The following is a 9,481-nucleotide window of genomic DNA, read 5'->3' as shown; positions in this document are numbered from 1 at the left end:
CTTCAAAATACAATAGCCCCTATATGGCTTAATAAAAAAAGAGGCTGCCTCAAAAATTGCTTTTGAGACAGCCTCTTTAAAGGCATTCTGGTTGGTCGTTGGTAAAGCTGCCCCGGCTTTTCAGGATTGGATTTGCTTTCAGTTTTCAATAGGACAGGTGGATCAAAAACGGGCCATTCACGATTGTTTTCCGGATATGGGATCGTTGGATGACATAAAGGTAGCCCGGCTCCCGGCGCTTTCTTTTTTCTTTCGGCCGGAAGGGCATTGTCCCGGGTAAAACAGCGGAAAAACAGGTTCAGCTTTCGACGCCCAAACCGGCAAATCCCCCACCCGGTAATTACGCTTAGTCGGTTTTAAGGCTTTCTTAAAAAGGGTATTCCCCTCCTGCAGCGGTGGCAGCCGTAGCAGGAAGTGTACTTTTGCTCCATGATGAAAACGGAAAGGACCGCGGCCATCAGCCTGAGTATCATCTCCTCGCTGTTTTTTGCGCTGACTTTTATGCTCAACCGGTTCATGGCGCTTTCGGGCGGCAGCTGGGTGTGGAGCTCCTCCCTGCGCTATTTCTTCATGGTGCCCTTCCTGCTGGTGCTGGTGGCCGGCCGGAAAAAGTTGCGGCCCCTGCTGGCAGTGATGCGGCAGGCCCCGGGCAAATGGCTGCTGTGGAGCACCGTGGCCTTCGGCCTGTTCTATGCCCCCCTGACCTTTGCCGCCGCCTACGGTCCTTCCTGGCTGGTGGCCGGCACCTGGCAGGTGACCATCATCTGCGGCATGCTGGTGGCCCCTTTGCTCGAGCCCAAACCGATCCGGAGCGGCCAACGGTTTATCTCCCCCAAGGCGCTGCTCTTTTCGCTCGTTATCCTGGCGGGGGTGGCACTCTTGCAGGCCGGCCAGGCCGGGAGGCTGACTTTTTTCGAAATGCTCTCCGGCACCCTGCCCGTGCTGGTAGGCGCCCTCGCCTACCCGCTGGGCAACCGCATGATGATGAAGGTCGCCGGCGGCCAGCTCGATGCCTTCCAGCGCACGCTGGGCATGACCCTGGCCAGCCTGCCCTTCTGGCTGCTGGTGGCCGCAGGCGGACTGGCCGCCGGCCTCACGCCTTCCGCCGGGCAGGCCCAACAGTCCCTGCTAGTGGCCCTGGCCTCGGGGGTGATCGCCACCTCGCTGTTCTTCAGGGCTACCGACCTGGCCCGCCACGACCAGCAGCTGCTGGCCTCGGTAGAGGCCACGCAGTCCGGCGAAGTGCTGTTTGCCCTGCTGGGCGAAATGCTGCTCCTGGGCGCTCCCCTGCCGGGTCCCATTTCCCTCCTAGGCATGGCACTGGTGATTGCCGGCATGGTACTGCATAGTCTGCTGGGACAAAAGCAGGCGGCGGCACCTCCCGCAAGTATGGCTGAAAAAGACCGGGTTGCCTGTTGACCCACCCGTCGGGGCGGACGTACCCCAATACGCCCAGGCTGTTGGAAACCGGTATAGCTGTATTTTTACGCCAAACAGCCGGCCCTGAACTTTTCCTTCCAATCCATTCGGGAAGGCCGGTAAAAAGAACCATATTTTGGAAAACCGTTGATACCTTTCCCCCATGAAAAAGATGATCTCCGAATCCTTCGCCCGCAACGGACTGCTGGTGCTCTTTTCACTTTTCTGCCTCTTCCACCTGCTGGTGCTGCTGGGCGTTATTCCCTTCGACATCGTCTGGGGCGGCCGACTGACGAACCGCCAGGAGATGCTGCAAATGGAATCGGTTTCCCTGCTGCTCAACCTGCTGATGCTGGCCGTGGTGGCGGTGCGGGCCGGCCGGCTGCCGGTTCGCATACCCGCTAAGGTGATTACCGTAATCCTGTGGCTCATGGTGGGCCTTTTTGCCCTGAATACCCTCGGCAACCTCTTTTCCCTCAACGGCTTCGAGCGGGCCGTCTTTACGCCGGTCACCCTGCTGCTGTCGCTGTTCTGCCTGCGGCTGGCTTTGGAAGGTGCTTCACCGGCTGCACCTCCACTTTCCGCAAAAAGGGCGAAACGGCTTTGATCCGGAAATCATGGCATAGCCACTGTTTTGGCGAATGAAGTGCAGGTAAAAAATAAAGGAAACGGGCCTGTTTTCCCGGTCAGGCGTCGGGCTGCCGGTGGAAAACCAGGAACAGCAGGAAACAACAGGTAAGCATAAACGCGGTGGGCTGGGCATTCCAGTTTTTGGACTGCCACATCAGGAACCATTCCCCGCCAATGGCAATGAAAACGACAAACCACAGCAACACGCCCAGGGCCAGCCCCAGGGCCGTAACGCCTTTGGCTTTTTCAAAATCTGCTGCAGGCAAGCGGAGCTTCCGGCTCATGCTTACTGCTCCTATTCCCGTTAATACCGCCACGGCCCATTCCCATAAAATGATCCCCACGAAGAGCAGGTGGTGCAGCCAGGGGGCATGCACCGACCGCCAGCCATTCCTTGCCACGGAAAAGGTATCCTCCATGCCGGCCACCCTGCGGACAAATTGAAAGTTGGAAGGATAGTCCACCAGGTTATTGAAGCACACCAGTGCGGTATACAGGCAGACCGCACCGCTGAAAAGGATTTTTAGATAGCGGCTGTTCATGGCAGGGAAACAGGTATCCGGAACTTTAAAGCGGGCAAAAGGGGATTACTGGTATTTTGCCAGTTCCTCCTTTTCCTCCTCGATGGCCGCCCGCATGTCGGCTTCCTGGCGGGCGACATCTGGATTGTCCAGCTCCCCGGGCACCAGCGCCTTGATCTCCTCGTAATGCTGCAGCGTTTCTTCCATCATGGCGATCTTTTTGCGGTGGAACTCCCGCAGCAGGTCGCGCACTTCCAGGGTCATTTCCCCGGCAGCGGCTTCCTGCTCGATCTGCTTGGTCAGCTCGTCGAGCTCCTGGATGTACCGATCTACCCGGAGGCGGTATTCTTTTACTTTCTCTTCGATCAGCTTTTGGTCAATGCTCATGGCGTAAAGGGTTTGCGGGTTCTTTGTTTACGGCTGCAGCCGGGACAAAGAACGGTAAAGCCAACCAAATCCCTCCTAAAAATTATCATCGTAGCGCCATTTCTCCTCCGTGGCTTTTTTGGCCGCCCGGCCAAAGCGGTACTGTACGCCCAGGTACAGGATGCGGCGGTTGCGCCAGGAGGTGGTGGACTGGTGCACAAAGGGCGTTTGGAGCACCAGCTTTTTCCGCAGCGTCTGCAGCAGGTCCGAGGCCGTGGCCGTCACCAGCAGCTTGCTTTTGAACAGCCCCTGCTGCAGGCCGGTGTTGAGCACAAAATTGGGATAGACTTTTCCCTGCGGGGTGAGCCGGGCCGAACGGTAGTTCGCCGACACCTGCAGCCGCGTGGTTTTGGTCACCGAAACGGTGGTATTGCTGCCGAGGCTCATGGTATAAATGGATTTTTTGCGGCTATAGCCCAGCTTTGAAGCATCGATCTGGTTATAAAAAAACGTGGCGCTGAAGCCCGTGCTCACCCGCTTGCCCGCCCGGGCGGTGGCTACCAGCTCCAGGCCCGCATGCTGGTCGGTGGAGAGGTTTTGGGAGGTGGTCAGCAGCACCGAATCGTTCAGGGGCCGCACCAGCTCGGTAAACCCGTTGCGCTGGTTGCGGTAAAACAGGGCCGGCACCAGGGTTACCTGCTCGTTCTGCCATTTGTAGCCCAGCTCCACCGAATGGATGATCTCCGGCAGCAGCGCGGGGTTGCCCGCCTCGAGGTTGCGGGGGTCGCGGTACTTGGGAAAAGGATTCAGGTCCTTGCCCTCCGGCCGGTTGATGCGCTTGCTGTAACTCAGCTGCACCGATCCGCCCAGGGCCTCCCAGGCCAGGTGCAGCGACGGGTACAGCTTCAGGTAGTGGTTGGCAAAAAGGGAATCCCGGGTCACCAGGTTGCCCCGGCGCCACACCCCTTCCGTACGCAGGCCCCCGCTGTAGCTGAACTTTTTGAAGCGCTGGCGCCAGGTGGCATACAGGGCGTGGTTGGCCTCGCGGTACAAAAAGCGGTTCGTGCGCTTGGCGTCGGGCAGGTAGGTACGGGAAGCCTCGTCATACAGCTCGCTTTGGAAGTCGGCCTCCTGGCGCGAAAACAGGCTAAGGTAACCCGCATCCAGCACCGTGGTTTTCGAAAGCGGGCGGGAATAATCCGCGCTCAGCTGGCGCTGCCGTTCCTCTTCCCGCAGCCCCAGCCGCTCTCCTTCCGGCGGCCGGCCGGCCGGCAGGTGGTGCGTGGTATAGCGGTTGTCCTCCCGTTCGCTGGAAACCGACTCGTTCACCGCCACCTTCAGCTCGTGGCCGTCCTTGGAAAACCGGTGCTCCCAGGAAAGGAGGGCGTTGTGTTCCGACTTCTGCTCCGGGTCGTACCGCAGCCGCTCGTAGCCGCTGGCCAGCACCTTTTCCGGGCTGTAAAATTGCTGCAGCTGCCGGTCGCGGATGAGGTTCTGGCGCCGCAGGTAGTTGTCGGAAAACGCCAGCCGGTCCTTCTTGCCCAGGGTATATTCCAGCCCGGCATTCAGCACGTGGCTGAGGGGGCGGGAGGTGGAGCGGAACGACTCGTCGTTGTAATAGTCCACCGGCCCCTGTTCGCCGAAATACGTCCGTTCGGCACTGCTGAGGCGGATCCGCGTATCCTGCCGCACCGAGTAATTGGCGGTCAGGTTCCAGCGCTTCGCCTTATGGCCCAGGGCAAGGCCGCCGTTGTAGCGGTCGTCATTGCCGATGCTGCCGTTGACGGAGCCGTTCCACCCGCCCTTGGTTTCTTTCTTCAAAACAATATTGATGATGCCGCCCGTGCCGTCGGGGCGGTACTGGGCCGAAGGATTGGTGATCACCTCCACCCGCTCGATGGTGTTGGCCGGAAGGCTTTGCAGCAGGTCGGTCTTCGACTTGCCGGTGAGCGTGGAGGTGCGCCCGTTGATGAGGATCATCAGGTCGCCGGCGCCCCGCAGGCTGATGCCCCCGTCGAGGTCCACCTCCAGGGAAGGGATGTTGCGCAGCACGTCGGTGGCGCTGCCGGTCTGCGCCATCAGGTCGCTGCCTACGTTGTAGACCTTCCGATCGATGGCCGCCAGCAGGGGCGCCTTGGCGGACTGTACCGTCACCCCGGCCATGGTGGTGGCTTCCGGCCGGATCTGCAGCTTCCCCGCCGCCAGCGCCGGCTGGCCGGGAACGGGGGAATAACGGCTGGCCGCGGGCTCATAACCGATAAAAGTACAGCGCAGCAGGAAATCGGCCACGGGCACCTGCTCCAGGAAGAACGCTCCGCCCTTGTCCGTTACCGTGGTCTGCAGCACGCTGCTGTCGGCGGGACGCAGCAGGGCCACGGTGGCAAACTCCACGGGTTTTCCCGATACGCCGTCCACCACCGTGCCCGATACCGTCAGCAACCCTTTCTGCGCGCGCGCAGGAGCAGGAAAAAGGAGTGCGGCAGCCAGCAGGCTCCACCACAAAAGCAACCCCGGGGGGCAAACAGGAATCCGGTACATGGCAATAGATTTAGGATAAGGTATGCGGTTAGCAAAAGGCCTCAGCTCTTGGGCCGGTGGTACGGGAACTTCAGAATATTCGCGGGCCGCTTATGGTTGCCCTCGTTGGAGATCAGCATATCCCCGTTGGCATAAAAGGCGATCCCTTCGGGATGGGGAAAATACTTCGGGCCCAGGGGCGTCGCATACACCACCCTTCCCTCCCCGTCGACGACGAGGAGCAGGCGGCCCACCGAACACAGCACGTAGAGGTTGCCGTCCACGGGGTTCAGGGCGATCTCGGAGGGGGCGAACAGTTCTTTTTCGACCTTTACCATGTCGCGCTGCAGCCCGGAAAAATGGCGCTGCATATAGCTGCGGACCGAATCGGTCCGCAGCACGAAGGCGGGGTCGGCCCCGAACTTTTTCCGTTGCAGGTCGAAATAATAGATCGCCTTGGAACCGGCGGGGAAGGACCGCTTTTTATAGTCCGGCGACCCCTTGCAGGAAACCAGCAGCCGCCCGCCCTTAGGGTCGTAACAAAGGCCTTCGGTATCGTTCTCCCGCTTCAGGAAGGTTTGGTATTCGATGGTTTGCTGCCGGCCGGTGCGGGCGTGGTGCACCTCGAAGATATTGCCGGTGCTTTTGAGGATATAGAGGGTGGAGCCGTCCAGGCTGATGCCCTCGTAATCCTGGTCTTTGCCGAACTCGATGCGGTCCATTATGGCATTCCGGTCGAGGTCGTACACGTACACGCTGCCCTTTTCGTCCTGCACGCAAACGATCTCCTGGCGGTGGTTCACCGCCAGGGCGCTGATCTCCTTGAGCTCGGCCGGCAGGCTTTTGACCAGCGCCGGCTGGCTGAGGTCGTAGGCAAAGGGGGGGCCGGCCTCCTGCTGCCGGCTGCAGCCGGAAAGGAGCAGGCACCACAGGCACCAACCGGTGGTGCGGGAAAGAAAACGGACGATCTTCATAAGCGATGGAGGATAAAGGATCGTAAAAAAGGCGCAGTTACATTCATCCGCCCGCAATAACGCTACTCACTGACGGGCCGAGATATGGAGAAGCAGGCGAACTGTTTTTTTCTTCTTTTCTTGGCCGGCGGCATCGGGGCCGGATCCTCGCCGTTCTCCCCTCTCCGTTCCTTGTTCTTGCTTTTTGCCTTGATGAAGAGTGTGCGATAGCCATGCCCGTTGAGGGTAGCCAGCGGTATTTCCGACAGGTGCATGCCGCTGACGGCCGGGCTTCCATTGCGCTCCTTCAAAGGGTCGTCCGGGCCCTTTTTCACCGCCTGGCCGTCGGCACCTACCGAATAGCAGATGTTGATCAGGGCGCTTTCCTTTTCGAAATCCACTTCGCGTACCGATATAACGGTGATCTTTACCCCAAGACGGGCTTCCAGGTCGGCCTGCAGGTTTTTGCGCTCCTCGGGCCGTATCAGTTTCAGGTTCTTGTATACGATGGTCTGGGCGGCCTCCTTTTTCAGCAGTGTGCCGCTTTCCAGGAAATAGGTCGTGGCCAGCAGGAACAGGCTGATCAGGCTAAGCACGCCCCAGTGGGCCATGCTGACCGCATGGATCAACCCCAGCGATATGAGCAGGAGGATGTAGGTCATGTCCTTGGTGGAGATCTTCACGGTGCGGTACTGCAGGATCGAAAAGACCGCGAACAGGCCGAAGGCGGAGCCCATGCCGATATCCACGGAATTCAGCAGGTAGCTGATGATGAAAATGAGCAGGTTGAAGATCGAGAACAGGAACACGTTCTCCCGGTTCTTGTAGAGGGGATAATAAATGTAGCGGATCAGGAAAAAGGCCGACAGCATGTTGATGGCCAGCCGGATGAGAAAGGTTTCGGGCAGGGATCCGGGTCCTGCAATGGGTAGCATTTGTAAAGGTGTCATCATCGGTTTTTCTTTTTATTATGTTGGTTAAGGTGCTTCCGGAAACCAGCGCCGCAACCCGGCAGGGCAGGATCCGCTTAAGCCCACAGGAATCCGGCAGGAAAAACCACAGCCCAACGGGCAGAAAAGATCCCCGGTAGCGGCAAGCCCCGGAACAACAGCCTGTTTTTTCTTTCCGGATGCAACTGAATGGTGCGCCTGAGTTGGTTTCAACGGGTAAATGAGGGGATAAGTGCAGGGGTTTCCGGGGTGCGGGCAGCAGGTACGGCTCCGTCACACGGAGGAGGGTAAGACAGCGGGTAGCAGGTGGTGGAAAACTGAAGTTATTAAATTACCATTAAAAAACAAAGGGGTCTGCCGGGGACAAAAAGGTTCTCCTTCATAACCAAATGAACGCTACCGGGAAGTGAAAGAATAAAAAAATAATGATGGGCGCCGGATTCGTAAAAATACGTACATCCGTTACCGGGACCGACCGGTCACCATCGGCCCAAAAGCCCATCCGTTGCGGGTTTCGCCGGTTTCCGGCCCGGCAATAAAAGGCCGGCGGGGCATTGCTGTTCCCCGCCGGCGCTCCTCATTTTTTTCTTAAAGCCCATCCTTAACCGGCCCCGTAGGCGGCGGCAAAGGCCGGGGCAAAGTCTTCCAGGCGGGTAGCGCCAAATTGCTGCGGGCGCTGTTGCAGGAAGTCCTCCCACATGATGCCGGTCCGGATGGCCTGGCCCATCTCCACGTATTTATCGACCATGGTTGGGGGCAGGCCCGCCTGTGCCAGGCCACCCTGGGCCTGCTCATCGGTAAACGCCACCCAGGGCAGGGCGGGTTTGCCTACGGCGGCGCCCAGCACCCGGGCTACGTCGCCGGTTGTCCGCTCGTCACTGGCCAGGTAGCGTACCGATTGGCCGCGGAAGGAAAGCTCCGTCAGTTCCCGGGCGGCGGCGGCGGCAATATCGGCCGGGTGCGACAGGACCATGCGGGCGTTGCTGTCGCCGTAGTTGCCGCCAATGAGGTCCAGGCCCTTGATCATGCCGATGTTGCCGAAGAAGTTGCTATAGAAAAAGCCGGGGCGCAGGTGCAGCACGTGGGTATCGCTCAATTTATTGAGCTCCTGTTCCACCCGGTACAGGCCGCTGACCGGGCCGACGCCCGCCGGCAGGTGGGCGCCAACACTGCTGAGGTTTACTACGTAACGAATGTGGTTGACCCGGATGGCTTCGGCATAGCGGGCGCCCACCTGCTGGTAGTCGTCCAGGCCGAGGGCCGCGTACTGGGGCGGCACCATGGTGTACACGGCATCGGCGCCGGCGAACGCCTGCGCCAGGAAGGCGGCGTCTTCCACCGTGCCGATGGCTGCCCGGGCGCCCAGGGCCACCAGGGAGGCCAGGTTTTCGGCGCTTCTGCCGATTACCGTTACTTCATGACCGGCAGCCAGTAAGGTGGCTGCCAGGGGTTTGGAAATGTTGCCGGCTCCGCCGGTGATCACGTACTTCATACTTTTTGTTTTAAATTATATTTGTATATACAAGTATTGGGGTAAAAAAATTTACGATCCTAATTTATCGGCCAGCCGGCCCATATCCTGCACCAGGCGCCCGCTTTCCTCCTCGCCCAGCAGCTGGATGTACTGCTGGTAAAAACGCTGCAGGCACACCTTCATGCGGGGCAGCAATTCCTTCGCCTTAGGCGTAGGATAGACATGGGTGATCTTGCCTTCGGAGGTGCGGACGGCCAGCTTTTTTTCTTCGAGCTTCTGGATCAACCGCGTGATGGTGCTGGGTTGCAGGTGCAGCTCCGCCGCCAGGGCCGAAGGCTGGATGCCGGGTTCCTCCAGCACGGCCATCAACAGGTAGGCGATGCTGGGGGGCAGGTCCACTTCCTTCCAGCTGTCCAGGGCCAGCTTTTCCACCTTCCGCGCCAGGGCGGCGGAGGTAAAGTAGAGGCATTGGCCATATTTGCTGTCGGTAACTTTCATCTGCGGCACAAAGGTAATAGGATTTTAGTTGTATATACAAATATTTTTTTAGAACCTGGGGCACCTTGTTTTTTCCAGCGAGGAGTTGCGGATGTTCAGAAAGCTTTTGTACGAAAGGGTCAGCTCCATGCCGCCGCGCAGGTTCGAGGCCGT

The 9,481-nt window shown here is 59.2% G+C and carries 9 protein-coding genes; 2 read left to right on the top strand and 7 right to left on the bottom strand.

Annotated elements, in window-relative coordinates; genetic code table 11:
- Positions 1 to 429 precede the first annotated feature (429 nt).
- Both V9K67_RS26545 and V9K67_RS26540 read left to right on the top strand, forming a co-directional pair.
- Complete coding sequence (locus V9K67_RS26545; RefSeq protein WP_336728076.1) at positions 430 to 1,419, top strand: DMT family transporter; 990 nt, start codon at positions 430 to 432, stop codon at positions 1,417 to 1,419.
- 163 nt (positions 1,420 to 1,582) lie between these two features.
- Positions 1,583 to 2,026: a hypothetical protein gene (locus tag V9K67_RS26540; RefSeq protein ID WP_336728073.1), complete on the top strand. Its 444-nt coding sequence runs from the start codon at positions 1,583 to 1,585 to the stop codon at positions 2,024 to 2,026.
- A gap of 79 nt (positions 2,027 to 2,105) precedes the next feature.
- On the opposite strand, the gene V9K67_RS26535 is transcribed toward V9K67_RS26540, so the two are convergent.
- The 7 genes from V9K67_RS26535 to V9K67_RS26505 form a co-directional block, all read right to left on the bottom strand.
- Positions 2,106 to 2,591 carry a DUF2165 family protein gene (locus V9K67_RS26535; RefSeq protein ID WP_336728071.1) on the bottom strand — a complete coding sequence of 162 codons (486 nt, stop codon included), beginning with the start codon at positions 2,589 to 2,591 and terminating at the stop codon, positions 2,106 to 2,108.
- A gap of 45 nt (positions 2,592 to 2,636) precedes the next feature.
- A complete protein-coding gene (locus tag V9K67_RS26530; RefSeq protein WP_336728069.1) occupies positions 2,637 to 2,957 on the bottom strand; it encodes a hypothetical protein in 321 nt (106 codons plus the stop codon).
- Between the two features lie 75 nt (positions 2,958 to 3,032).
- Complete coding sequence (locus V9K67_RS26525; protein ID WP_336728067.1) at positions 3,033 to 5,474, bottom strand: TonB-dependent receptor domain-containing protein; 2,442 nt, start codon at positions 5,472 to 5,474, stop codon at positions 3,033 to 3,035.
- Between the two features lie 41 nt (positions 5,475 to 5,515).
- Positions 5,516 to 6,427, bottom strand: coding sequence for a hypothetical protein (locus V9K67_RS26520; protein WP_336728066.1), 912 nt, complete (start codon positions 6,425 to 6,427; stop codon positions 5,516 to 5,518).
- Between the two features lie 62 nt (positions 6,428 to 6,489).
- A complete protein-coding gene (locus V9K67_RS26515; RefSeq protein WP_336728065.1) occupies positions 6,490 to 7,359 on the bottom strand; it encodes a DUF4956 domain-containing protein in 870 nt (289 codons plus the stop codon).
- A gap of 598 nt (positions 7,360 to 7,957) precedes the next feature.
- A complete protein-coding gene (locus V9K67_RS26510) occupies positions 7,958 to 8,848 on the bottom strand; it encodes an NAD(P)H-binding protein (protein ID WP_336728063.1) in 891 nt (296 codons plus the stop codon).
- A 51-nt stretch (positions 8,849 to 8,899) separates the two neighbouring features.
- Positions 8,900 to 9,328: a MarR family winged helix-turn-helix transcriptional regulator gene (locus V9K67_RS26505; protein ID WP_336728078.1), complete on the bottom strand. Its 429-nt coding sequence runs from the start codon at positions 9,326 to 9,328 to the stop codon at positions 8,900 to 8,902.
- Positions 9,329 to 9,481 lie beyond the last annotated feature (153 nt).

It is taken from the genome of Huijunlia imazamoxiresistens, from assembly GCF_037132455.1.
GTDB classification, from domain to species: Bacteria; Bacteroidota; Bacteroidia; order Chitinophagales; family Chitinophagaceae; genus Flavisolibacter; species Flavisolibacter imazamoxiresistens.
The sequence above is the reverse complement of the archived record's forward strand: the minus strand, read 5'-3'. Positions and strand labels throughout refer to the sequence as shown.

Excerpts from the sequence above, each read along its gene's own strand:
- V9K67_RS26545 (WP_336728076.1), top strand. The coding sequence starts at position 430 with ATGATGAAAACGGAAAGGACCGCGGCCATCAGCCTGAGTATCATCTCC.
- V9K67_RS26540 (WP_336728073.1), top strand. The coding sequence starts at position 1,583 with ATGAAAAAGATGATCTCCGAATCCTTCGCCCGCAACGGACTGCTGGTG.
- V9K67_RS26535 (WP_336728071.1), bottom strand. The coding sequence starts at position 2,591 with ATGAACAGCCGCTATCTAAAAATCCTTTTCAGCGGTGCGGTCTGCCTG.
- V9K67_RS26530 (WP_336728069.1), bottom strand. The coding sequence starts at position 2,957 with ATGAGCATTGACCAAAAGCTGATCGAAGAGAAAGTAAAAGAATACCGC.
- V9K67_RS26525 (WP_336728067.1), bottom strand. The coding sequence starts at position 5,474 with ATGTACCGGATTCCTGTTTGCCCCCCGGGGTTGCTTTTGTGGTGGAGC.
- V9K67_RS26520 (WP_336728066.1), bottom strand. The coding sequence starts at position 6,427 with ATGAAGATCGTCCGTTTTCTTTCCCGCACCACCGGTTGGTGCCTGTGG.
- V9K67_RS26515 (WP_336728065.1), bottom strand. The coding sequence starts at position 7,359 with ATGATGACACCTTTACAAATGCTACCCATTGCAGGACCCGGATCCCTG.
- V9K67_RS26510 (WP_336728063.1), bottom strand. The coding sequence starts at position 8,848 with ATGAAGTACGTGATCACCGGCGGAGCCGGCAACATTTCCAAACCCCTG.
- V9K67_RS26505 (WP_336728078.1), bottom strand. The coding sequence starts at position 9,328 with ATGAAAGTTACCGACAGCAAATATGGCCAATGCCTCTACTTTACCTCC.